At 69.0% G+C, this 21,960-nt stretch carries 21 protein-coding genes; 14 read left to right on the top strand and 7 right to left on the bottom strand.

What is annotated here, in order from left to right:
- Positions 1–4 precede the first annotated feature (4 nt).
- On the top strand, positions 5–619 hold the full coding sequence (locus ACAM42_RS09420) for a DUF308 domain-containing protein (RefSeq protein ID WP_369631830.1): 615 nt from the start codon (positions 5–7) through the stop codon (positions 617–619).
- On the opposite strand, the gene ACAM42_RS09415 is transcribed toward ACAM42_RS09420, so the two are convergent.
- Together ACAM42_RS09415 and ACAM42_RS09410 are read right to left on the bottom strand one after the other, a co-directional pair.
- Positions 588–1,562, bottom strand: coding sequence for a hypothetical protein (locus tag ACAM42_RS09415; protein WP_369631829.1), 975 nt, complete (start codon positions 1,560–1,562; stop codon positions 588–590). The genes ACAM42_RS09420 and ACAM42_RS09415 overlap by 32 nt on opposite strands.
- Positions 1,563–1,659: 97 nt before the next feature.
- Entirely contained in the window at positions 1,660–3,450 is a 1,791-nt protein-coding gene (locus ACAM42_RS09410) for a SulP family inorganic anion transporter (RefSeq protein WP_369631828.1), read from the bottom strand.
- A gap of 207 nt (positions 3,451–3,657) precedes the next feature.
- On the opposite strand from ACAM42_RS09410, the gene ACAM42_RS09405 reads away from it, so the two are divergent.
- From ACAM42_RS09405 to ACAM42_RS09385, 5 genes are all read left to right on the top strand, one after another.
- Positions 3,658–4,899: a 3-methyl-2-oxobutanoate dehydrogenase (2-methylpropanoyl-transferring) subunit alpha gene (locus ACAM42_RS09405; protein WP_369631827.1), complete on the top strand. Its 1,242-nt coding sequence runs from the start codon at positions 3,658–3,660 to the stop codon at positions 4,897–4,899.
- Between the two features lie 5 nt (positions 4,900–4,904).
- A complete protein-coding gene (locus ACAM42_RS09400; protein ID WP_062472230.1) occupies positions 4,905–5,918 on the top strand; it encodes an alpha-ketoacid dehydrogenase subunit beta in 1,014 nt (337 codons plus the stop codon).
- Complete coding sequence (locus ACAM42_RS09395) at positions 5,919–7,133, top strand: dihydrolipoamide acetyltransferase family protein (RefSeq protein ID WP_369631826.1); 1,215 nt, start codon at positions 5,919–5,921, stop codon at positions 7,131–7,133. It abuts the gene before it with no gap.
- Between the two features lie 211 nt (positions 7,134–7,344).
- On the top strand, positions 7,345–8,649 hold the full coding sequence (locus ACAM42_RS09390; protein ID WP_369631825.1) for a sugar ABC transporter substrate-binding protein: 1,305 nt from the start codon (positions 7,345–7,347) through the stop codon (positions 8,647–8,649).
- 41 nt (positions 8,650–8,690) lie between these two features.
- On the top strand, positions 8,691–9,593 hold the full coding sequence (locus tag ACAM42_RS09385; protein WP_070061640.1) for an AraC family transcriptional regulator: 903 nt from the start codon (positions 8,691–8,693) through the stop codon (positions 9,591–9,593).
- A 12-nt stretch (positions 9,594–9,605) separates the two neighbouring features.
- Here ACAM42_RS09385 and ACAM42_RS09380 read toward each other — a convergent pair whose 3' ends face one another.
- Positions 9,606–10,253, bottom strand: coding sequence for a nucleoside/nucleotide kinase family protein (locus tag ACAM42_RS09380; RefSeq protein ID WP_369631824.1), 648 nt, complete (start codon positions 10,251–10,253; stop codon positions 9,606–9,608).
- Positions 10,254–10,489: 236 nt separating this feature from the next.
- Between ACAM42_RS09380 and ACAM42_RS09375 the strand changes: the two genes are divergently transcribed.
- The 5 genes from ACAM42_RS09375 (at position 10,490) to ACAM42_RS09355 (ending at position 15,890) form a co-directional block, all read left to right on the top strand.
- On the top strand, positions 10,490–11,821 hold the full coding sequence (locus ACAM42_RS09375) for a C4-dicarboxylate transporter DctA (protein ID WP_062472092.1): 1,332 nt from the start codon (positions 10,490–10,492) through the stop codon (positions 11,819–11,821).
- 5 nt (positions 11,822–11,826) lie between these two features.
- On the top strand, positions 11,827–12,534 hold the full coding sequence (locus tag ACAM42_RS09370) for a GntR family transcriptional regulator (protein ID WP_062472095.1): 708 nt from the start codon (positions 11,827–11,829) through the stop codon (positions 12,532–12,534).
- Between the two features lie 161 nt (positions 12,535–12,695).
- A complete protein-coding gene (locus ACAM42_RS09365; RefSeq protein ID WP_307637257.1) occupies positions 12,696–13,805 on the top strand; it encodes an AI-2E family transporter in 1,110 nt (369 codons plus the stop codon).
- 135 nt (positions 13,806–13,940) lie between these two features.
- Positions 13,941–14,378 (top strand): DUF2141 domain-containing protein, encoded by a 438-nt coding sequence (locus tag ACAM42_RS09360; RefSeq protein ID WP_159278020.1) that lies wholly within the window; start codon positions 13,941–13,943, stop codon positions 14,376–14,378.
- Positions 14,379–14,390: 12 nt separating this feature from the next.
- Positions 14,391–15,890 carry a carotenoid oxygenase family protein gene (locus ACAM42_RS09355; RefSeq protein WP_369631823.1) on the top strand — a complete coding sequence of 500 codons (1,500 nt, stop codon included), beginning with the start codon at positions 14,391–14,393 and terminating at the stop codon, positions 15,888–15,890.
- A gap of 60 nt (positions 15,891–15,950) precedes the next feature.
- Here ACAM42_RS09355 and ACAM42_RS09350 read toward each other — a convergent pair whose 3' ends face one another.
- Entirely contained in the window at positions 15,951–17,024 is a 1,074-nt protein-coding gene (locus ACAM42_RS09350; RefSeq protein ID WP_369631822.1) for a Rieske 2Fe-2S domain-containing protein, read from the bottom strand.
- 350 nt (positions 17,025–17,374) lie between these two features.
- Between ACAM42_RS09350 and ACAM42_RS09345 the strand changes: the two genes are divergently transcribed.
- The 3 genes from ACAM42_RS09345 to ACAM42_RS09335 are packed head-to-tail and all read left to right on the top strand — an operon-like array spanning position 17,375 to position 19,767.
- Positions 17,375–18,403, top strand: a complete 1,029-nt coding sequence (locus ACAM42_RS09345; RefSeq protein WP_369631821.1) for an ABC transporter substrate-binding protein — start codon at positions 17,375–17,377, stop codon at positions 18,401–18,403.
- Complete coding sequence (locus tag ACAM42_RS09340; protein ID WP_095744142.1) at positions 18,400–18,927, top strand: nucleoside deaminase; 528 nt, start codon at positions 18,400–18,402, stop codon at positions 18,925–18,927. The genes ACAM42_RS09345 and ACAM42_RS09340 overlap by 4 nt, the downstream gene beginning before the upstream one ends.
- Positions 18,928–18,936: 9 nt before the next feature.
- Positions 18,937–19,767 carry an urease accessory protein UreD gene (locus tag ACAM42_RS09335; RefSeq protein ID WP_369631820.1) on the top strand — a complete coding sequence of 277 codons (831 nt, stop codon included), beginning with the start codon at positions 18,937–18,939 and terminating at the stop codon, positions 19,765–19,767.
- Between the two features lie 20 nt (positions 19,768–19,787).
- Here ACAM42_RS09335 and ACAM42_RS09330 read toward each other — a convergent pair whose 3' ends face one another.
- The 3 genes from ACAM42_RS09330 to ACAM42_RS09320 all read right to left on the bottom strand — a co-directional run bounded on the left by ACAM42_RS09330 (position 19,788) and on the right by ACAM42_RS09320 (position 21,934).
- Entirely contained in the window at positions 19,788–20,255 is a 468-nt protein-coding gene (locus ACAM42_RS09330) for a hypothetical protein (protein ID WP_369631819.1), read from the bottom strand.
- A gap of 91 nt (positions 20,256–20,346) precedes the next feature.
- Positions 20,347–20,766, bottom strand: coding sequence for a sel1 repeat family protein (locus tag ACAM42_RS09325; RefSeq protein ID WP_369631818.1), 420 nt, complete (start codon positions 20,764–20,766; stop codon positions 20,347–20,349).
- Positions 20,767–20,881: 115 nt separating this feature from the next.
- Positions 20,882–21,934 (bottom strand): YeiH family protein, encoded by a 1,053-nt coding sequence (locus ACAM42_RS09320; RefSeq protein WP_369631817.1) that lies wholly within the window; start codon positions 21,932–21,934, stop codon positions 20,882–20,884.
- Positions 21,935–21,960: the final 26 nt, after the last annotated feature.

Raw genomic sequence — 21,960 nt, 5'->3', positions numbered from 1 at the left:
TTCCATGTCCGACATCATCCAACCCCCTCTGCAGCCGGCCGCCTGGCTGCGCAAGCTCTACTTCACCCGTGCGGCCTTTTCCTTCGTGTGGGTCGCGCTGGCCTTCAGCGTCGCCAGGCAATCGCCGGTGCTGACGACGATCCTGCTGGTCGTCTATCCGGCGTGGGACGCGCTGGCGAACCTGGTGGACGCCCGGATGACCGGCGGCCCCCGGGCCAACCCCAGCCAGATGCTGAACACCTGGATCAGCGCACTGGTCACCGTAGCCGTGGCGGCCTCGCTGGTGCTCGGGCTCCAGATCGGCCTGGCCATCTTCGGCGCCTGGGCCATCGTGTCGGGCCTTCTGCAACTGGCGACGGCCGTTCGCCGCCGAAAGAGCCATCGGGGGCAGTGGGTGATGATGCTGAGCGGCGCGCAGTCCGCGCTGGCCGGCGGCCTCTTCGTCGCACGGCAAGGCACCGACGCCCCGGTCCTGCAGACGCTCGCAGGCTATGCGACGGTGGGCGCCGTGTACTTCCTGATCTCCGGCCTCGTGATCCTGCTTCGCAAGCCGCAGGAGCGGCCCGTGAACCCGCTCACCGCCACGCCTACAGCATCTTCCACTTCTTGCGGTCGATGACGCGGCGGCGCGTGTCCATGTTCAGCTGCGACAGCTCGATGTTCACCTGGTCCTTCGTGATGTCGACCAGCCCCCAGTTGCATTGCAGCGCGCCGACGGTGACGGCCGTGCGCAGCGCGGCGCCGGAGGACGTGGCTTCGAACAGGCTCCAGGGGCCCGCCGGCCACGGCACGGCGAAGCGGTTCTCGTGCACGTCGCCGCTGAGGATGAGGATGCGGCGCTTCTCCGCGAGCTTGAGGATCGCGGCGTGCTCGGCCGCGCAATCCATCCAGGTCTCGCCGTGGCGGGCTTCGAAGGTGAGGCCGCTGGCGATCAGGTGCACGGCCTTCTCGTCCGAGTCTTCGATGGCCTTCTTCAGTTTGCTCATCTGCTTCTTGCCGAGCACGGCGTCCTCGCCGCCCTTGGCCTTGTAGCTGCGGCCGTCGGTGAGGTGCAGCATCACGGCGCCGTCCGGGTCGCCGACATTGCTCAGCATGAGGGGCCGGTAGCCGGGTTCGGGAACGCCCGAGGCCCAGGGATCGCCGGCCTTGGGAAAAGTCTTCGGATCGTGTGAATCCAACGCCTTGCGGTATTCCTGGAACGCCGCGCGGGTCGGGTCCAGCAGGTGCCGGTAGGAAGGCTGTCCCTCGATCTGCGCACCGCAGGCACCGTTCCACAGGAAGTCGTGGTCGTCCCAGATCGGATGGATCTGCAGGTCGGTCTTGCGCACCAGCTTGGCGAACTCCTTCTGGTTCAGCTGGTCGCGCAGCCGACCGAAGGCGTGGATCGCGAAGTCGTTGGCGCCCATGGCCTTGATGGCGCCCATGCTGGAGCCGTCCGCGTCGTAGTAGGCCGAGTCGCCCAGCAGCACCAGGTGCGTGGCGCCGGACGCGCCCACCTGGGTCCAGACAGGTTGTTCTTTGAAGGTCTGGGCACTGAAGCAGGAAGTAAAGGCGATCTTCATCGGGAGGCTCCTCGTTGTGGGTGCGCGGATGCTAGGAGCCGCCTCGAAACGTCGCCTCCCCCATCCATGGGAGGCGCATGCCGCGGGCCGCAAGGGCTCAGCGCCCTTCGTCTTCCCAGTCGACCCACTCCACCGGATGGGTCTTGAGGTACCCGCTGACGGCGGCACCGACGGTCGGAAAGAACGCGGCTTCGCCCAGCCGCGCGAAGAGTCCGAAGCGCTTCAGCTTGTCCTTGACGGGGTCCTTCATCTCGGCAAAGCACAGCTGGATGCCGGCGTCGCGCAAGCTGTCGACCAGCTCGGCCAGCATGTCGGCGGAGGTCACGTCCACGCTGGTGACGGGCTCCGCCGCAACGACCAGCCAGCGCACCGGCGCAGGCGACGACGCCATGGCCTCGCCCACCCGGTCGCGGAACAGCTCGGCATTGGCGAAGAACAGCGGCGCATCCCAGCGAAACAGGACCAGGCCCGGGATGAGGCGCGCGTCGGGATAGCGCGTGATGTCGTGGTAGCCCTTGACGCCATCGGCGCGCCCCAGCACCGCGGAATAGGGGCGCCAGGCATCCCACAGGAATTCGATGACCGCGATCACGATGGCCAGGCCGATGCCCTCGACGGCGCCCAGCACGACCACGCCGACCGTGCATGCGATCGACAACCAGAACTCCCAGCGCTGGATGCGGTAGATCCGCCGCAGGTCGGCAATCTCGATCAGGCCGATGGCCGATGCGATCACGACCGCGGCCAGTGCGCTGGTGGGCAGGTTCTTCAGCAGGTCCGGCGCCGCCACCAGCAGCAGGGCAACGGCCAGCGCGCCGACGACGCCGGTCAGCTGGGTCCTGGCGCCCGCGGCCTCGGCCACGGGGGTGCGCGACGAACTGCTGCTGACGGCAAAGCCCTGGAAAAATCCGGCCGCCAGGTTGGCGGCGCCCAGCGCCACCATCTCCTGGTTCGGGTCGACGTGGGTGCGGGTGCGTGCCGCATAGACACGGGAGAGCACGCTGGTGTCGGCGAACGAGACGAGCGCGACGGCGCAGCCGCCGATCAGCACGGGGCCGAAGTCGGCGGCGGTGATCCACGGAATGCCGAACGCCGGCAGGCCTTGCGGGAGGGCGCCGAGCACCGGCACCCCCTCGCGCGTCGCCAGGCCCAGCACGCCGACGGCCACGGTCGCGCCCACCACGGCGATCAGGATGCCCGGCACACGCCGGCGGCCCTTGAGCAGCAGGATGACCGCCAGGGTGCCCGCGCCGACCGTGAGCGTGATCGCGTGGGTCTTGCCCTCCATCACCGACACGGCGATGGCCTTCAGGGTCGCCAGCGGTGCGTCGCCTTCGACCGAAAAACCCAGCAGCCTGGGCAGCTGGCTGATCAGCACGGTCAACGCGATGCCGTTCATGTAGCCGTAGCGGATCGGCTTGGAAAGAAGCTCGGTGACGAAGCCCAGGCGCGCGACGCCCGCGAGGATGCACACCGTGCCCGACACGATCGCCATCAGGCCCGCCAGGGCGATGGCTCGCTGCGGGTCGCCGCCCGACAGCGGAAGGACGACGGCCAGGATGAGGGCCGCCAGCGAGGAATCCGGGCCCAGCACCAGGATCCGGCTGGGGCCGAACACGGCGTACGCGAGCAACGCCACGATGGTCGCGTAGAGGCCGTGGATGCCGGGGACGCCCGACGCCTGCGCATAGGCGATGCCGACGGGCACCAGCATCGTGGTCAGCACCAGCCCGGCCACGATGTCGTGCCGCAGCCAGGCCAGTTCGTACCCGCGCAGCGTGCGCAGTCCCGGCAGCCAGCGGCGCCACCCGGCCGCATCGGCGGCCTTCGCCCGCGGCGCACTGCGGCCGGGTTCGGAAAGAGGAGGTGGAGGTTCCAGGTCGTTCATGCGCCGAGGGCCACAGGGTGGACGGACAGTGCAGAGACGCGCCGGGAAAGGCAAGGGGGAAGACACGGGTGCCGGCATGGGCCGCGCGACCCTCCCCGCCCCTGCGCCGCGGGCGCCTGCGAAACACGCACTTGACCGGCTGCGCCCGCGCCCGAAATTCGCTAGGCTGTGGTGGCGCGCGATGCCATCGAGCGCGGAGACAACGCGATGAGCCAAGGCACATCTCTTCGTCTGCATGTACCGGAGCCCACCGGGCGGCCGGGGCACGAGACCGATTTCTCCTACCTGCACCTGTCGCGCGCCGGCGAGGTGCGAAAACCCCCGGTCGACGCATCGCCGGCCGACACCAGCGACCTGGCCTACACGCTGGTGCGCGTGCTCGACGACGACGGCCGCGCCGTCGGCCCGTGGGCGCCGCCGGCCGACCCCGAGCTGCTGCGCCGCGGCCTGCGCGCGATGATGAAGACACGCGCCTTCGACGCCCGCATGCTGATCGCGCAGCGGCAGAAGAAGATCTCCTTCTACATGCAGTGCCTGGGCGAAGAGGCCATCGCCACCGGCCACGCGCTGGTGCTGCAGCAGGGCGACATGTGCTTTCCCACCTACCGCCAGCAGGGCCTGCTGCTGGCGCGCGACGACGTGACGCTGCTGGAGCTGACCTGCGAGCTGATGTCCAACGAGCGCGACCCGCTCAAGGGGCGGCAGCTGCCGGTGTGCTATTCGATGAAGCGGGCCGGCTTCTTCTCGATCTCGGGCAACCTGGCCACGCAGTTCATCCAGGCGGTGGGCTGGGGCATGGCCTCGGCGATCAAGGGCGACACGCGCATCGCCTCGGGCTGGATCGGCGACGGCGCCACCGCCGAGTCCGACTTCCACACGGCGCTGACCTTCGCGCATGTCTACCGCGCGCCGGTGATCCTCAACGTGGTCAACAACCAGTGGGCGATCTCGACCTTCCAGGCCATCGCCGGCGGCGAGGCCACCACCTTCGCGGCGCGCGGCGTGGGCTGCGGCATCGCGTCGCTGCGCGTCGACGGCAACGACTTCCTCGCGGTGCTGGCGGCCTCGCGCTGGGCGGCCGAGCGCGCCCGCAGCAACCTGGGGCCGACGCTGATCGAGTGGGTCACCTACCGCGCCGGTGCGCATTCGACCTCGGACGACCCGTCGCGCTACCGCCCGGCCGACGACTGGGCGCATTTCCCGCTGGGCGACCCGATCGCGCGCCTGGCGCAGCACCTGACGGCGATCGGTGCCTGGTCGCAGCAGGAGCACGCGCAGATGCAGGCCGACATGCAGGCGCAGGTGAACACCGCGGTGAAGGAGGCCGAGCGCTTCGGCTCCATGGCCGACGGCCATGTCGCGGGCGACGCCGCCCTGTTCGAGGACGTCTACAAGGACATGCCCGAGCACCTGAAGCGCCAGCGCGAACAGCTGGCGTCCGAGGGGTGACGGCCATGGCCTCGATGACGATGATCCAGGCCCTGCGCTCCGCCATGGACGTGATGCTCGAGCGCGACGACAACGTGATCGTCTACGGCCAGGACGTGGGCTACTTCGGCGGCGTGTTCCGTTGCACCGAAGGCCTGCAGGCCAAGTACGGACGCTCGCGCGTGTTCGATGCGCCGATCAACGAGGGCGGCATCGTCGGCTCGGCCATCGGCATGGGCGCCTACGGCCTGCGCCCGGTGGTGGAGGTGCAGTTCGCCGACTACGTCTATCCGGCCTACGACCAGATCGTGTCGGAGGCGGCGCGCCTGCGCTACCGCTCGGCGGGCGATTTCACCGCGCCGATCACCATCCGCATGCCCTGCGGCGGCGGCATCTACGGCGGCCAGACGCACAGCCAGAGCCCGGAGGCGCTGTTCACGCACGTCTGCGGGCTGCGCACAGTGATGCCCTCCAATCCGCGCGATGCCAAGGGCCTCTTGATCGCCTCGATCGAGAACGACGACCCGGTCATCTTCCTGGAGCCCAAGCGGCTGTACAACGGCCCCTTCGACGGCCACCACGACCGGCCGCTGGTGCCCTGGTCGGCCCATCCGCTGGGCGAGGTGCCCGAGGGCTACTACACGGTGCCGCTGGAGTCGGCCACGGTGTTCCGCCCCGGCGCCGACCTGACGGTGATCAGCTACGGCACCATGGTCTTCGTCTGCGAAGCGGCCGCGCGCGAGACCGGCATCGATGCCGAGATCATCGACCTGCGCAGCCTGTGGCCGCTGGACCTGCAGACGCTGGTCGCCTCGGTGAAGAAGACCGGCCGCTGCGTGATCGTGCACGAGGCCACGCGCACCAGCGGCTTCGGCGCCGAGTTGACGGCGCTGGTGCAGGAGCATTGCTTCCACCACCTGGAAGCGCCGATCGGGCGCGTGGCCGGCTGGGACACGCCCTACCCGCATGCGCAGGAGTGGGCCTACTTCCCGGGCCCCGCACGCGTCGGTGCGGCCTTGCGCCGCGCCATGGAGAACTGAATGGGCACGCTCACGATCAAGGTGCCGGACCTGGGCGAAGGCATTGCCGAGGTGGAGCTGGTGGCGTGGCGCGTGCAGCCCGGCGACACGGTGGCCGAAGACCAGGTGCTGGCCGACGTGATGACCGACAAGGCCACCGTCGAGATTCCCTCGCCGGTCGCGGGCCGGGTGGTCGCGCTCGGCGGCGAGGTGGGGCAGCAGATCGCGGTGGGCGCGGAGCTGATCCGGATCGATGTGGCGGGCGGCGGCGAGGCGCAGGAGCCGGTGCCGGCCGTGTCGGCGGTATCGGCGGCGGCGCCTGCAGCGGTGCCGGCACCAGACGAACGCGCACGCCCCTCGGCCAGCAAGCCGCTCGCCGCGCCCGCGGTGCGCCATCGGGCGTCGGTCCTCGGCATCGATCTGCGGCAGGTGCCGGGCAGCAGCGCGGACGGCCGCATCCTGCACGAGGACCTCGACGCCTGGCTGCTGCGCCGGCCCGGTCCGCCGGCGCCGGATGCCGCGCGCTACGCCGAACGCAACGACGAGGAGGCCGTGCCCGTGACCGGCGTGCGCCGCCGCATCGCGCAGCGCATGCAGGACGCAATGCGCCGCATCCCGCACTTCACCTACGTCGAGGAGGTCGACGTGACCGAGCTGGAGCTGCTGCGCGCCCGCATCAACGAACGCTGGGGCGGCGAGCGGGCGCACCTGACGCTGCTGCCGCTGCTGGTGCGTGCGGTGGTGCTGGCGGTGCCGCGCTTCCCGCAGATCAACGCCCGCTTCGACGATGAGGCGGGCGTGCTCACGCGCCACGGCGCGGTGCATGTCGGCATCGCGACCCAGACGGCGGCCGGCCTCATGGTGCCGGTGCTGCGCCACGCGGAGGCGCGCGACCTCTGGTCGAGCGCGACCGAGATCGCCCGCCTGGCCGACGCCGCGCGCGCGGGCCGGGCCACGCGCGACGAACTGAGCGGCTCGACCCTCACCGTCACCAGCCTCGGCGCGCTGGGCGGCATTGCTTCCACGCCGATCATCAACGCGCCCGAGGTGGCGATCGTCGGCGTCAACCGCATCGTGCAGCGCCCGGTGATGCTGGGCGGCGCGGTGGTCGCGCGCCGCATGATGAACCTGTCGTCCTCCTTCGACCACCGCGTGGTCGACGGCCAGCTGGCGGCCGAATTCGTGCAGGCCGTGCGGGCGTCGCTCGAGTGCCCGGCGCTGCTTTTTGTCGAGTAGCTGCCGGCCATGTGCACGGCATGCGGCATGAACCGGCGTCTGCGCAGTGCGCCGGCCTCATCGGCCCGCCCGGCCGGCTAGGGAAAATCGCTAGACCAAAAAGCACCGAAGTATCAATTCGGACAAGTCGACGCGTTACAGGAATCGGACCATCCTCGCGATCCTTGGGGGAGATCGGAATCGCCGATTTCAACCCGATGGGAGACACCTCATGACCTATACGAAACTGCTTGCAGGCTTGGCCGGCTCGGCGTTCGCTTTTTCCGTCTCGGCCACCGAACTGGTCATCGCGACCGTCAACAACGGCCACATGATCGAGATGCAGAAGCTCACGCCCTTCTTCGAAAAGGCCAACCCCGACATCAAGCTCAAGTGGGTCACGCTCGAGGAAGGCACGCTGCGCCAGCGCGTAACCACCGACATCGCCACCAAGGGCGGCCAGTTCGACGTGATGACCATCGGCCTGTACGAAGCGCCGATCTGGTCGAAGAAGGGCTGGCTGCAGCCCATCGCCACCGATGCCGCCTACGACGCCGACGACCTGCTGCCGGCCATCCGCGCCGGCCTGTCGCACGAAGGCAAGCTGTACGCCGCGCCGTTCTACGGCGAGAGCTCGATGCTCATGTACCGCAAGGACCTGGCCGACAAGGTCGGCTTCAAGATGCCCGAGCAGCCCACCTGGGCGCAGGCGAAGGAGCTGGCCGGCAAGATCCATGACCCCAAGGGCGGCCTGTACGGCATGTGCCTGCGTGGCAAGCCGGGCTGGGGCGACAACATGGGCCCGATCACCACCCTCGTGAACACGCATGGCGGCCAGTGGTTCGACATGCAGTGGAGGCCGCAGATCGACACCAAGCCCTGGAAGGACGCCATCAACTTCTACGTCGACCTCATGAAGGCCTACGGCCCGCCGGGCGCTTCGGCCAACAGCTTCAACGAGAACCTGGCGCTGTTCAACGAAGGCAAGTGCGGCATGTGGGTCGACGCGACCATCGCGGCCTCGTTCATCAGCGATCCGAAGCAGTCGAAGGTGGCCGACAAGGTGGCCTTCGCGCAAGCACCCGTCGCCGTGACGCCCAAGGGCTCCAACTGGCTGTGGACCTGGAACCTGGCCATTCCCGCCAGCTCGACCAAGGGCGCCGCCGCACAGACCTTCGTGAAGTGGGCGACCTCCAAGGAGTACGTCACCCTCGTGGCCAAGGAGAACGGCTGGGCCTCCGTGCCCACCGGCACGCGCAAGTCGACCTACGCGAACCCCGAGTTCCAGAAGGTCGCCAGGTTCGCCGCCGCCGAGAAGAAGGCCATCGACAGCGCCAACCTCAGCGACAGCACGCTGCCCAAGTCGCCGTACGTCGGCGTACAGTACGCGGCCATTCCCGAGTTCCAGGCCATCGGCACCGGCGTGGGGCAGCAGATGAGCGCGGCGCTGTCGGGCAAGGTCACGGTCGACCAGGCGCTGAAGACCTCGCAGAGCATCGCCGAGCGAGAGATGAAGAAGGCCGGCTACTACAAGTAGCCGGCGCTTTGCAGCCAACGCAACGGGCGACCGGAAAGCGCATGGAGAAGTCTCACCCGTCCAGGGAAGATCCGCTGTGCCGCAACGCAGAGCTCGGCTACAGCCCCTCGTCCGATCTCGACAGGCTCGTGCGCTGCGTGAGCCACGGCACGCCCTCGCCGCTCATCCGGTGGCACTACCACGACGACTACGAGATCCACCTGGTCGTGTCCACCTGCGGAAAAATGTTCGTGGGGGACTACATCGGCACCTTCGAGCCGGGCAACCTCGTGATCACCGGCCCGAGGCTTCCTCACAACTGGATCTCGACGAACGCACCCGCCGGCGGCGTGGCACTGCGCGATCACTGCATCGTCTTCGACCGGGGGCCGCTGGACCGGGCGTCCGAATCGATCTCGGAACTCAAGGACGTGCTGCCCCTTCTGGACCGGTCTGCGCGCGGCATCGAATTCTTCGACATGTCGGCGCTCGCGGGCGACTACTTCGGCCGCATCCGTGCCAGCCAGGGCATCTCGAGGTTCTCGGTCTTCCTCGAGTTCCTCTGCGTGCTCGGCGAGTGGAAGGACTACCGGCTGCTCTCCAACCCCTGGACCGATGCGGCGGAGGACGCCAGCTCGATGGCGCAGATCGACGCGATCATCGGCTTCATGAACGACCGCTATGCCGAAGACCTCTCGATGCCCCGGGTGGCTCGGCACTTCGGCATGAGCAAGAGCCACTTCTCGCGTCTCTTTCATCGGCGCACGGGCAACACGTTCACGGATTTCCTGATCCAGCTGCGCGTGTCCAGGGCATGCCAGCTGCTGGCGCATGCGCGCGATCCGATCGCCGCGATTTGCCAGGACGTCGGGTTCAACAACGTCGCCAACTTCAACCGCCGCTTCCTTGCGGTGAAGGGAATGACGCCTTCCGCGTTTCGCAAGGCGTTTGCGGACCCTCGCTGAGGGCGGCGGGGCTCAAGGCCACGTGAACACGTGGTGAGCGCGAGCCTTCGTTGCAGCGATCAGGCGCGCGTTCGGTGCATCGGTGCTGGCCACCCAGTCGCGCGCGGCCTCGGCATTGCGGCCGAACTGCCGATGGCGCGCGATCAGGCGTTCCTCGCGCACCGCGTCGTCGATGTCCACGTACCAGACTTCGTCGAGCATCGCCGCCACACCCGCCCAGGGGCCGACGTCGTGCAGGAGGTAGTTGCCTTCGGTGATGACGAGGGGCGTCGAGGGCAGCACCGCAATGGCACCGGCGATCGGCTCCTCGATCTCGCGGCGGAACTCGGGGGCGTAGACGATGTCACCGTCGGGGCGCTGATTGCGCAGCCGCTGCAGCAGGGCGACGTAGCCGGCGCTGTCGAAGGTATCGGGCGCGCCCTTTCGGTCGGCACGGCCGAGCCGTTGCAACTCGACGTTGGCGAGGTGAAAGCCGTCCATCGGCACGACCTGCGCGCAGCCGGCGCCAGCCGCCTGGCGCAACGCCATCGCGAGCGTGGACTTGCCTGCGCCGGGCGCACCGACCAGTCCCAGCAGCTTGCGCTGGCCATTGGCCATCAGGGCATGCAGGCGTGCGACTGAATCTGAAGGAAGAAAGAAGGGCTGCGGCATGGCGTTCATGGCTACAGCGTATCGCCCGCGCCTCCCCGGAGTTTGCCGATGGCGCCTTCGTTCTTTGCACATGGCGCACGGCGCTTCAAAGCTGGAAGGTTCACGCCCGAGCCCCCCGCAGGCAGCCGGAACGCCCCGGGAATACCCTCTGAACCCCCTGCAATCTTCTTGCCTACAGTTCTTGTATGCAAGAAAAAGCGATCCTTGCATGCAAAACCTCGACACGACAACGACAGGAGATTTCCATGCCTCGCTTTGCCAAATCGCTCTTCGGACAGGTGGTCATCGCACTGGTGATCGGCGTGCTCGTCGGCCTCTTTGCCCCCGAGTTCGCCGCCAAGCTCAAGCCGCTCGGTGACGGCTTCATCAAGCTGATCAAGATGATCATTCCCGTGCTGGTGTTCTGCGTGGTGGTGCATGGCATCGCCGGCGCGGGCGACCTCAAGCGCGTGGGCCGGGTCGGCGTGAAGGCGCTGATCTACTTCGAGGTGCTGACCACCATCGCGCTGGCGATGGGCCTGGTGCTGGCCTTCGTGTTCGAGCCGGGCGTGGGCATGAACGTCGACCCCAAGGCGCTGGACGCCAGCGCCATGAGCGCCTATGCCTCCAACGCCGACAAGCTCACCAGCGGCGGCACGGTCGAGTTCCTGATGAAGCTCATTCCGACCACGGTGGTGGCCGCCTTCGCCACGGGCGACGTGCTGCAGGTGCTGCTGTTCGCGGTGCTGTTCGGCTGCGCGCTGTCGCTGCTGGGCGATCGCGGCGCGCCGGTGGCGGCGGTGGTCGATGCGCTCTCGCTGGTGCTGTTCAAGATCATGGGGATCATCATCAAGCTGGCGCCGCTGGGCGTGCTGGGTGCCATTGCCTTCACGGTCGGCAAGTACGGCATCGGCTCGCTCAAGCAGCTGGGCATGCTGGTCGCCCTCTTCTACGGCGCGGTGCTGGTCTTCGTGTTCGTGGTGCTGGGGCTGGTGATGCGCATGTCGGGCTTCAGCCTCTGGAAGCTGCTGCGCTACCTGCGCGAAGAGCTGGCCATCGTGTTCGCCACCACCTCGTCGGACAGCGTGCTGCCACAGATCATGGCCAAGCTGCGCCGCATGGGCATTCGCGATTCGACGGTGGGCCTGGTGATTCCCACGGGCTACTCGTTCAACCTCGACGCGTTCTCGATCTACATCACGCTGGCGGCGGTGTTCATTGCGCAGGCCACCAACACGCCGATCTCGATGGCCGACCTGCTGACCATCCTGGCGATCGCGCTGGTCACCTCCAAGGGCGCGCACGGCGTGCCGGGCTCGGCGATCGTGGTGCTGGCCGCCACGCTGCATGCGATTCCGGCGATTCCCGCCATCGGCCTGGTGCTGGTGCTGTCGGTCGACTGGTTCATGGGCATCGCCCGCGCGCTGGGCAACCTGATCGGCAACTGCGTGGCCACCGTGGCGATCGCCGCGTGGGAAGGCGACATCGACCGCGAACGTGCCCATGCCGTGCTCGACGGCACCTATTCGCCCGACGACGAGCCGCTGGCCGAGGCGCCCGTGGTAAACACCGGCACCGCCGCTTCCACCGCCCACTGAAAAAAATGCCCGCCGACGTCAGCCCCACCGCCATCGCCGAACGCGTCGTCGAGGCCATCCTCGCGCAGAAGCTCGCGCCCGGCGACCGGCTCGGCGAGCAGGCGCTGGCCGAGAACTTCTCGGTCAGCCGCACGATGGTGCGCGAGGCGCTGATGCAGCTGCAGGCGCGCGGTTTCGTCGAGGTGCAGTCGCGCCGCGGCTGGTACGTGGTGGAGCCCTCGGCCGAGGAAGCGCGCGACGCCTTCTCGGCGCGCCGCATCGTCGAGGCCGGCATCCTGGCCGCCAGCGAAGGCCGGCCGCTGGGCCAGGTGATCCGCAAGCTGCGCGACCACATCGCCGACGAGCAGCGCGCCATCGAAGGCGCCGACGCCGCCACGCGCGCCTTCCTGCTGGCCGACTTCCATGTCTGCCTGGCCGAGCAGATGGGCCACCAGCTGCTGGTCGACGTGCTGCGCGACCTCACGGCGCGCACCACGCTGGCGGCCACGCTCTACCAATCGAAGCACGAAGCCGGGCAGTCGTGCGCGGAGCACGGCGCCATCGTCGCGGCGCTCGAGGCCGGCAACATCGAGCAGGCGCGCCAGCTCATGCTCGACCACATCGGCAATGTCGAACGGGCGCTGGAGGTCGACGCCACCGCCGAGCCCGACGCGCCGAGCCGGCTGCGCGCAACGCTGGCGCCGGTGGCGCTGCCGCGCGCCGCCAGACGTTGAAGCTGTGCATTTGTGCCACGATCAGCTATCGATTGCATAGCTGACACCCGCCGCCGGCCCTGCGCCTGCGGCGTTTTTCCTTGGCAACCCTGTTGCGCCGCACAAGGGCGCGCCGGCTGACACAGCGGCGGGTTCCGGCTCGGCTACAGTCCGAGACACTTATGAACTCTCCCCAACTCCAGCGCGGCGTCTTCCTCGCCCTGCTTGCCGCCGTCACCGTCGCCTTTCTGTGGGTGCTGATGCCGTTCTTCGGCGCGGTGCTCTGGGGGGTGGCGCTGGCGATCCTGTTCACGCCGCTCTTCAAGTGGCTGCTCAAGAAGATGCCCGGCCGGCGCAACGTGGCCGCGATGTCCACGCTGGCGATCTGCCTCTTCATCGTGATCCTGCCGCTGGCGATGGTGGGCGTGTCGCTGGTGCAGGAGATCGCGCTGATCACGCAGAGCATCCGCTCGGGCCAGATCAACTTCGCGGCCTACTTCCAGCAGATCCTGAACGCCACGCCGCAGTGGCTGCTGAACATCGTGGAGCGCTTCAACCTGGGCGACATGGCGGCCTGGCAGGCGCGCGTCTCGGCCATCGCGGGCCAGGCCAGCCAGCTCATCGCCAGCCAGGCGCTGGCCATCGGGCAGAACACCTTCGACTTCGTGGTGAGCTTCTTCGTGATGCTGTACCTGCTGTACTTCCTGGTGCGCGACGGCACGTCGCTCTCGAAGACCATGCGCGACGCGCTGCCGCTGGCCAAGCCGCACACGCACTACCTGCTGAACAAGTTCACCACCGTGATCCGCGCCACCGTGAAGGGCAACGTGGCCGTGGCCATCGCGCAGGGCACCATCGGCGGGCTGGCCTTCTGGTTCCTGGGCGTTCAGGGCGCGCTGCTGTGGGCGGTGCTGATGGCCTTCCTGTCGCTGCTGCCGGCCGTGGGCGCGGCGCTGATCTGGGGCCCCGTGGCCATCTACTACCTGGCCACCGGGCACTTCTGGCAGGGCGGCGTGCTGATCTTCATCGGCGTGTTCGTGATCGGCCTGGTCGACAACATCCTGCGCCCCGTGCTGGTGGGCAAGGACACGCAGATGCCCGACTACATCGTGCTGATGTCGACCATCGGCGGCATGGCGATCTTCGGCATCAACGGCTTCGTGATCGGGCCGGTGATCGCGGCGCTGTTCATGGCGGCCTGGAGCCTGTTTGCCGACTCGGGCCATGTGGGCACGGGGCACGCGACCGAAGAAGCCGCAGAAGCCCCGAAGAACGGGCAGGACAAGGCCTGACACGGCGCCGGGCCTCCGGCGTTCGCTCCTTCTGCGTGCATTTCGCGCGCGCATTCATGCATTCCGTCGCATGACGCTGGGCACCGCCCGGCGACTGCGGGATCGTCGGGCCCTCCACCCACCACGAGGCCTGCCATGCACCTTCCCGCCTTCCTCTCCCGCCCCGCCGCGCGCGGCCTGATCGCCGCTGCCGCGCTCGCCCCGCTCGGCGCCCTGGCCGCCGACCTGAACCTGCGCATCGCCGATGGCCCGGCCGCCGGCGCCACGCTCTACGTCGCGCTGTACAACGACGCCGCCAGCTACGCCGAGAGCAAGGCCCTCGCCTCGCAGACCGCACCCCTGCGCGAAGGCAAGGCCCGCTTCGTCTTCACCGACCTGGCGCCGGGCCGCTACGCGCTGCGCGTGTTCGCCGACGAGAACGGCAACGGCAAGCTCGACACCAACCTGGTGGGCATGCCGATCGAACGCTACGGCTTCTCGAACGACGCCAAGGGCAACCGCGGCGCGCCCGACTTCGAGGCCGCGGCGCTGCGCATCGACGCCGACGCGCAGGCCGTCATCCACCTGCGCTGAGGAGACACGGCCATGGAACGACGCGAACTCCTGCGCCTGCTGGCCACGGCCGGCGCCCTGCCCCTGCTCGCCCCGCTGGCGCGTGCCGCCGGCACCACCGACGACTGGCAAGCCCAGTTCGACGCCGCCGACGCGCCCTGGAAGATCGGCTTCGCCACGCCCCCCGGCGACCTGCCCCTGACCCGCGCCATCGTGCGCGGGCGCTTTCCCGACGCCGTCGCCGGCACGCTGTTTCGCATCGGCCCGGCCGGCCACGACCTGGGCGGCGAGCGCTATCACCACTGGTTCGATGGCGACGGCATGGTGCATCGCTTCGTGATCGAAGGCGCCGACGTGCGCCACCAGGGCCGCTACGTCGCCACGCCCAAGCGCCTGGCCGAGGTGAAGGCCGGCCGCCACCTCACCGAAGCCTTCGGCACCATGCCACCGGGCGTGGAGCCGCCCACCTCGGCCGACGCCATCAACGTCGCCAACACCAGCGTGCTGCCGATGCAGGGCGAGGTGCTGGCGCTGTGGGAAGGCGGCTCGGCCACGCGCATCGATGCGCGCACGCTCGACACGCTGGGCGTGAAGACCTGGCGCGCCGACCTCGCGGGCATGCCCTTCTCGGCCCACCCCAAGGTCGACCCGGACGGCACGGTGTGGAACTTCGGCGTGAGCTCGGGCCAGAGCCTGCTGGCGCTGTACGAGATCGCGCCCGGCGGCGCGCTGCGCCGCGCGGCCGTTGTGCCGGTGCCCGAGCTGCCCATGGTCCACGACTTCGCCGTGACCGCGCGGCACCTCGTGTTCCTCATGCCGCCGCTGGTGTACGACAGCAAGCGCAAGGAGGCCGGCGCGAGCTTTCTCGACGCCCACGTCTGGCGGCCCGAGCTCGGCATGCGCGCGCTGGTGGTCGACAAGCAGGACTGGGACAAGCGCCAGCTGTTCGAGCTGCCGGCCGGCTTCCTGTTCCACGTCGGCAATGCGTGGGAAGAAGACACGCCGCGCGGTGCACGCATCCACATCGACTACGTGCGCACGCAGAACGCCGAGTCGGTGTTCACCAGCAACCGCGAGGTGATGCGCGCGCGCCGCGTGCGCCGCAACGAACCGCGCCTGACCGTCGCCACGCTCGACCTGGGAACGGGCAAGGCCACGCAGCGGGAACTGCCGCTGGAGGCCGAGTTCCCGCGCATCGACCCGCGCCGTGTCGGCCTGCGCCACCGCCAGGTGGTGCACGCCACGCAGACGCGCGCCGACGTGCCGGGCTTCGGCGCCGTCGCGCGCACCGACATCGAGAGCGGACGCAGCCAGCGCTTCAGCTACGGCGCGCAGGCCATCGTGGAAGAGCACGTCTTCGTGCCCGATGGCGGCAAGCCCGGCTGGGTGCTGGGCACCGCGCTGGACTTCGGCCGGCAGCGCACGGTGCTGTCGTGCTTCGCCGCCGACCACCTGGCCGCCGGGCCGGTGGCGCAGGCGACGCTGCCGTACGCGCTGCCGCTGGGGTTGCACGGCGCCTTCGTGAAGGCCTGAGAAGGTGTGAACCCCCGACCGCTGCGGCCACGCGCATGCGGGCCCGCAGCGGTAGCCCGTTCAGGCGGCCTTCGCGATCGGGATCGTCATGCCCCGGTGCACCTCCGCCTCGCCGTGCCTGGCCAGCAGCTGCATCAGGTGCTTGCGGATCAGCATGCCCGGCCGATCGGACTCCATCGAGTACTCCACGCCGCGCCGCCGCGTGTCGACCAGCGCGTCGGGGTCGGTCGATTCGAGGATGTCCTTGTCCTCGCGCGTGATCTCCTCGTCGAAGTCGATCAGCATCTGCGCCGCGCAGTCGGCCTCGGTGTCGTTGCGGAACAGCCACTGGCACAGCTGCATGCGCCCGTCGTCGATGGGCGTGAAGCAGTTGATGATGATGTGGCGGATGCCGCTCGGGTACTCGATGTCGAGGCGGCGCGCGAACGGCAGGAAGTAGGCGTTGCGCATGTGGCGCGTGGTGATCGCGTCGGTCACGCCGCTGATCGCGTGGAACTTCACCGGGTTGGTCGCTTCGATCACCGTCTCGGCATGGAAGCCCGACTCGTTTTCCACCAGCTCGTACTTGCTCGGCTTCGGGCTCGCGGCCACGCCGAAGGTGGCGCGGTGCACGAAGCTGAAGTGCGAGTTGTCGAACGAGTTTTCGAGCGCGCGCATCGGGCTGGTCTGCCACTCCTCGTAGAACTGGAAGATGGTGCGGTAGCCCGGGTCGTCGAACTCGGGAATGGCCGGAATGTCGGCAATGGGCTCCTCCAGCGCCACCCAGGCGTAGCCGTAGCGCGCGGTGCAGGGGTAGGCCGTGGTCCTGTACTCGGGCGAGATCTTGCGGTCGGGCTCGTACTGCGGAATGCGCACCACCTGGCCGCTGCGGTCGTAGGTCCAGCCGTGGTAGCCGCACTGGATCGCGCCCTGCCCGCAGGCCTTGCCTTCGCCGTCCACGCACCAGCCCTTCGAAAGCTTCGCGGTGCGGTGGCAGCAGCGGTCGCGCAGGGCAGCCGGCTGGCCGTCGGCGTCGAGAAACAGAACGATGTCTTCGCCCAGCAGCCGGAAAGGCTTGGGGCCGTGGGCCAGTTCGGTGAGCGGCATGACGGCATGCCAGAACTTGCGGAAGACGGGTTGTCGGGTGACGAGCATGGGCGAACTCCTTCGTTGTTGCGTGGGGGGACGAACGTGAAAGAGCAATTTCCTGCTTCGTCGGCATGCCTGATGAACGGCATGCGCGAGGCTGAACGCTTCTACTCTGCGCCGATCGACTTGCAATTAGCGCGCCCGGATTGTGGCGCGCCCTTGTCGCGCCTCCAAGCCCCGCGCCGCCATGCCCGAGCGCCGCACCCTGGCATGCCTCATGCAAGACAGCGAGCAAGAGTAGAAGCGTTCAGCAGCGCACGCACCAACCCCGTGCGCCCGCCCGGAAATTGCTCTTGAGGCGCCTCCCGCCCGCGGTGGGAGGCATCCGTCAAGACCACCGACTCCGAGGCCCCACCATGCAACGCCGATCCTTTCTTGCCGCCGCTGCCGCCACCCTCGCCGCCCCTGCCGTGTTCGCGCAGGGCGGCAAGCTCACACCGCTCAAGTTCACGCTCGACTTCCGCATCAACGGCCAGACCGCGCCCTTCTTCCTGGCGCAGGCCAGGGGCTACTACCGCGACGAGGGGCTGGACGTGACGATCGACACCGGCGCCGGCTCGGTCGCATCGATCACCCGCATCGCGAGCGGCGTCTACCAACTGGGCCTGGGCGACATCAGCTCGCTGGTCGAGTTCAATGCACAGAACCCGGGCACGCCGGTGGTGCAGGCCGTGTACCAGTACTACAACCGTGCACCGTTCGTGATCATCGGGCGCAAGGACCGCGGCGTGACCGGCGACTTCAAGAGCCTCACGGGCAAGAAGGTGGCAGCCGCAGCCGTCGAGTCCACGCGCCGCGCCTGGCCGATGGTGGCGCGCAAACAGGGCATGCGCGGCGACGCCTTCCAGTGGCAGACCACCGACTTCAGCGCGCGCGACAACGTGATGGTGCGCGGCGACGTCGATGCCGCCACCTACTTCCACGACTCGGCCGTCTCGCTCTTCGCGCGCATGAAGGCCGAGGAACTCTCGGTGCTCAAGTATTCGGACGCGGGCGTCAACCTGTACGGCAACGCGATCCTGGCGAGCAGCAACCTCATCGCGCAGAACCCGAAGGTGGTGGCGGCTTTCTTGCGCGCCACCAACCGCGCCATCGTCGAGACCTTTGCCAACCCGGTGCCCAGCATCGCGGCCATGCGCCAGCGCGAACCGATCCTGGACGAGAAGGTCGAACTCGAACGCTGGGGCCTCACGGCGCAGTACGTGGGCGCGGCGGACACGCGCGGCCACGGGCTGGGCGACATCCGCAAGCTCACGCTCGAACAGCAGGTCGACGAGGTGGCCGACACCTTCGGCCTGAAGACGCGGCCCTCGGCCGATGCCCTCTTCAACGGCGCGATGCTGCCTGCGCGCAGCGAGCGCCTTCTTCCCGCACCCAAGGCATGACCCCTCCTGAAAACCCCACTCCTTCCCTCCCCGAAGAAACCACGCTCGACGAGCGCGACGGCCGCTACCTGCGCAAGGCCATCGTGTGGTCGCACGCCGCGCGCCGGCGCGGCAACCGGCCCTTCGGCTCGGTCATCGTTTCGGCCGCCGGCGAAGTGCTGGCCGAGGCTGCGAACAGCAACGCCGAAACCGGCGACTGCACCGCGCACGCCGAGGTGAACGCGCTGCGCGCGCTGGCCGGTCGCGGCCTCACGCGCGAAGAACTGGCGGGCGCCACGCTCTATGCCTCGGGCGAACCCTGCGTGATGTGCGCGGGTGCGATCTTCTGGTCGAACATCGGCCGCGTGGTGTTCGGCATCGACGCGCAGCGGCTGCGTGTGTTCCGTGGCGAGCGGCAGGACCAGCGCGATGCGGAGCTGTCGTGCCGCGACGTGTTCCGCGCGTCGCCGCATGCCATCGAATGCATCGGGCCGGCATTGATCGACGAAGCCGCCGCCGCGCATGACGGCGCCTGGAAGACCTAGACTCCCCGCATGCCCTGGCACGCCCGTCTCCACCTCGCCTACCAAAAAGAAGCCGACCGCAGCGTCGCCCGTTTCCGCCACGACGGCCCGCTGCGCATCCTGCAGAGCCTCTACCCCGAGGGCGATGCGGTGTGCCACAACGTGCTGGTGCATCCGCCCGGCGGCCTCGTGGGCGGCGACACGCTCGACATCGACATCGAAGCCGCCGACGGCAGCCACGGCCTGATCACCACGCCCGGCGCCTCGCGCTTCTACCGCTCCGAAGGCGAGACCGCGCTGCAACGCACGCGCATCCGCCTCGCACCGGGCGCGCGGCTCGAATGGCTGCCGCTCGAGGCCATCTGCTACAGCGGCTGCCAGGCCGAGAACCGGCTCACGCTCGAGGTCGCACCGGGCGCCGAGATGATCGGCTGGGACGTGTGCGCGCTCGGTCTGCCCAACGCCCACCAGCCCTTCGAACGCGGCACCTACCTGCAGCACATCGAGGCGCCCGGCGTGTGGCTGGAGCGCGGGCGCATCGACGCCAGCGACCACCGCCTGCTGCAAAGCCCGCTGGGGCTGGGCGGCCACCGCTGCCTCGCTTCGCTGTTCGTCGTGGCCGGCTCGCCGATGGCCAAGGCACGGCGCGAAGCCCTGCTGGCGCAGGCGCGCGGGCTGCTCGACGTGCACGAACTGCGCGAGAGCGCGGGCGCGACCAGCCCGCATGCGGAAGTGGTGGTGCTGCGCGTGCTCGCGCCGGTGGTCGAGCCCGCGATGCAACTGCTGCGGCAGGTCTGGCAGGCGTGGCGCAGCGAGCTGTGGCAACTGCCGGCGGCCACGCCGCGCATCTGGGCGACCTGAGACGCAGCCGGCAATCGCCGCTACTTTCGTGTCTTCAGGCGGTAGGTGCCGTTGAACGGGTACGGGGACGAACTGCCCTGCCCCACCGCCTGCACGTCGACCGTCAGCGTCTTGCCCGAGAAAACGAGCGCGCCCGTGAGGCGCGGCCTGCGCTCCTTCTCGTAGTGCTCCCGCAGCCGAAGGTCGACAGGGTGCGTGGAAGGCGCTTTCTTCTCGGCCGCCTTGTCGAATTCGCTCACCTCGTACACCGAGGCGTCGGCTGCGTCGACTCGCCCTTCGATCGACGGCACCCGGATGCGGGATTCGAGTTCGTAGCTGCGGTGAAAGATCAGCGACACAGGGTCATGCACCATCAGGCCCCGGGTGGCGTAGAGCGTGACCTCGTAGCCGTCGGCGGTCCGGGTGACGGTCGCGTCGGGCTTGTTTCCCGTTGCCGTGCACCCGGCGAGCGCGAGCGCCAGCACGAACGCGAACAGGAGCCAGGACACGGTGCGCTTGCATCGGTTCGCAGAAGAAGGAGTGGGCATGCAACGGCGCGCTCGTGAAGGAGCGCCGAGTATGGCCGCACCGCGCCCGCCATCAACCGCAGGCGATCTTTCCGGACGGCGCGCTGCGCAGCCTGTTGAGAAACGCCAGCTGCACCCTGGCCGTTTCGCTGCCCTGCCCGGCGGCGCGCAGCATCCACGTGCGCGCCTCGCAGCGGTCGGCCTTCACGGCCGATCCGTACAGCGTGGGCCCCGTGAGCAGCACCATGCCGAGCATCTCCTGCGCCTCGGGATGGCCTTCGGTGGCGGCCTGGCGCAGTTGCTCGAGCATCGTGCGGTAGTCGCGTGCGGCCTGCGCTTCGAGGGCGAGTTGGTAGCGCTGCTCGGTCTGCAGGTCGACGTTCGCGTCGAAGGGCTTCGCCGCGGCGATGGCGGCGACCAGGCACAGCACGCCTGACAGAAAGATGCGCCAGCGCAGCGACCAACTGGCGATCTGGTTGAGTTCGGATGACATCGGTTTTTTCTCCACGGGTTGCGTGGCACCGATGGTCCCGCGAAGGCGCGCGCAGGAGAAACTGGAATTCACGCAGGACGCCTCAGGCGCCGCCTGAGCCCTGCGCGAAATTCGTTCAGAACATCGCCAGCACGGCCGCATTCACCGCATAGCCGCCGGCCGTCAGGAACACGAACAGCAGCGCCCCCAGCTTGAGCGGTTGCGCCCCAGCCTTGCGCAAGCTCGCGGCGCTGGTGCGCAGGCCCATCGCGGCCATGGCGGTGGCGAGCAGCAGCGTGTCGAGCTGCACCAGCGCGGCGACGAGTGCACGGGGCAGCACGTCGAGCGAATGCACGGCGCTCACGGCAATGAACAGCACGGCGAACCATGGCACGCGCACCTGACGCCAGCACGCGCCCACGCTCGCCGCGCCCGGTGTCGACGCCGCCACGCGGAACGACAGGCCCATGAGGAACGGCGCCAGCATCATCACGCGCAGCATCTTCTCGACCACGGCCGCGTTGGCCGCGCCCGGGCTGACGGCCTCGCCCACCGCGACCACCTGCGCCACCTCGTGGATGGTGGAACCCGCGAAGAGACCGAAGGCATGCTCCGTGAGCCCGAGGTACGGATAGAGCAGCGGATACGCCACCATCGACAGCGTGCCGAACACCACCACCGTGGCGACGGCGATCGACACCTTGTGCTCTTCGCCGCGCACCACGGGCTGCGTCGCCATCACGGCGGCGGCGCCGCAGATGGCGCTGCCCGCGCCGATGAGCGCGGCGGTCTCGCGGTCGAGCCCCAGCCAGCGCGTGCCGATGCGCACCGCAAGGCCGAAGGTCAGCGCCACCATCGCCATCGCGATCAGCACGCCAGGCCAGCCGACGGCGCCGATGTCGCTCAGCGAAATGCGAAAGCCGTAGAGCACGATGCCCGCGCGCAGCAAGGCGCTGCGCGCGAAGTCCACGCCGGCGCCGGTGCGCTGCGACACCGCAGAGAACACCGTGTTGCCCGCCACCATGCCCAGCGCGATGGCCAGCGTGAGCGCGCTCAGGCCCAGGTGCACCATCGGCGGCCATTCGGCCAGCAGCGCGGCGGCGGCTGCCAGCAGTGCAGACAGCAACACGCCGGGGCCGCAGCGGCGAGCGAAGGAGAAACCGGGCAAGGAGGCGGCAAGGGAGGACATGGACCCGAGCTTAGGAATCGACACCT

This window comes from Variovorax sp. V35, assembly GCF_041154465.1.
GTDB lineage: Bacteria > Pseudomonadota > Gammaproteobacteria > Burkholderiales > Burkholderiaceae_C > Variovorax > Variovorax boronicumulans.
The sequence above is the reverse complement of the archived record's forward strand: the minus strand, read 5'-3'. Positions and strand labels throughout refer to the sequence as shown.

What these genes read in the sequence shown, in the direction of transcription:
- ACAM42_RS09350 (WP_369631822.1), bottom strand. Translation starts at nt 17,024, where the DNA reads ATGCTCGTCACCCGACAACCCGTCTTCCGCAAGTTCTGGCATGCCGTC.
- ACAM42_RS09415 (WP_369631829.1), bottom strand. Translation starts at nt 1,562, where the DNA reads ATGAAGATCGCCTTTACTTCCTGCTTCAGTGCCCAGACCTTCAAAGAA.
- ACAM42_RS09420 (WP_369631830.1), top strand. Translation starts at nt 5, where the DNA reads ATGTCCGACATCATCCAACCCCCTCTGCAGCCGGCCGCCTGGCTGCGC.
- ACAM42_RS09325 (WP_369631818.1), bottom strand. Translation starts at nt 20,766, where the DNA reads ATGTCATCCGAACTCAACCAGATCGCCAGTTGGTCGCTGCGCTGGCGC.
- ACAM42_RS09405 (WP_369631827.1), top strand. Translation starts at nt 3,658, where the DNA reads ATGAGCCAAGGCACATCTCTTCGTCTGCATGTACCGGAGCCCACCGGG.
- ACAM42_RS09375 (WP_062472092.1), top strand. Translation starts at nt 10,490, where the DNA reads ATGCCTCGCTTTGCCAAATCGCTCTTCGGACAGGTGGTCATCGCACTG.
- ACAM42_RS09385 (WP_070061640.1), top strand. Translation starts at nt 8,691, where the DNA reads ATGGAGAAGTCTCACCCGTCCAGGGAAGATCCGCTGTGCCGCAACGCA.
- ACAM42_RS09340 (WP_095744142.1), top strand. Translation starts at nt 18,400, where the DNA reads ATGACCCCTCCTGAAAACCCCACTCCTTCCCTCCCCGAAGAAACCACG.
- ACAM42_RS09390 (WP_369631825.1), top strand. Translation starts at nt 7,345, where the DNA reads ATGACCTATACGAAACTGCTTGCAGGCTTGGCCGGCTCGGCGTTCGCT.
- ACAM42_RS09365 (WP_307637257.1), top strand. Translation starts at nt 12,696, where the DNA reads ATGAACTCTCCCCAACTCCAGCGCGGCGTCTTCCTCGCCCTGCTTGCC.
- ACAM42_RS09345 (WP_369631821.1), top strand. Translation starts at nt 17,375, where the DNA reads ATGCAACGCCGATCCTTTCTTGCCGCCGCTGCCGCCACCCTCGCCGCC.
- ACAM42_RS09370 (WP_062472095.1), top strand. Translation starts at nt 11,827, where the DNA reads ATGCCCGCCGACGTCAGCCCCACCGCCATCGCCGAACGCGTCGTCGAG.
- ACAM42_RS09355 (WP_369631823.1), top strand. Translation starts at nt 14,391, where the DNA reads ATGGAACGACGCGAACTCCTGCGCCTGCTGGCCACGGCCGGCGCCCTG.
- ACAM42_RS09400 (WP_062472230.1), top strand. Translation starts at nt 4,905, where the DNA reads ATGGCCTCGATGACGATGATCCAGGCCCTGCGCTCCGCCATGGACGTG.
- ACAM42_RS09395 (WP_369631826.1), top strand. Translation starts at nt 5,919, where the DNA reads ATGGGCACGCTCACGATCAAGGTGCCGGACCTGGGCGAAGGCATTGCC.
- ACAM42_RS09335 (WP_369631820.1), top strand. Translation starts at nt 18,937, where the DNA reads ATGCCCTGGCACGCCCGTCTCCACCTCGCCTACCAAAAAGAAGCCGAC.
- ACAM42_RS09380 (WP_369631824.1), bottom strand. Translation starts at nt 10,253, where the DNA reads ATGAACGCCATGCCGCAGCCCTTCTTTCTTCCTTCAGATTCAGTCGCA.
- ACAM42_RS09410 (WP_369631828.1), bottom strand. Translation starts at nt 3,450, where the DNA reads ATGAACGACCTGGAACCTCCACCTCCTCTTTCCGAACCCGGCCGCAGT.
- ACAM42_RS09360 (WP_159278020.1), top strand. Translation starts at nt 13,941, where the DNA reads ATGCACCTTCCCGCCTTCCTCTCCCGCCCCGCCGCGCGCGGCCTGATC.
- ACAM42_RS09320 (WP_369631817.1), bottom strand. Translation starts at nt 21,934, where the DNA reads ATGTCCTCCCTTGCCGCCTCCTTGCCCGGTTTCTCCTTCGCTCGCCGC.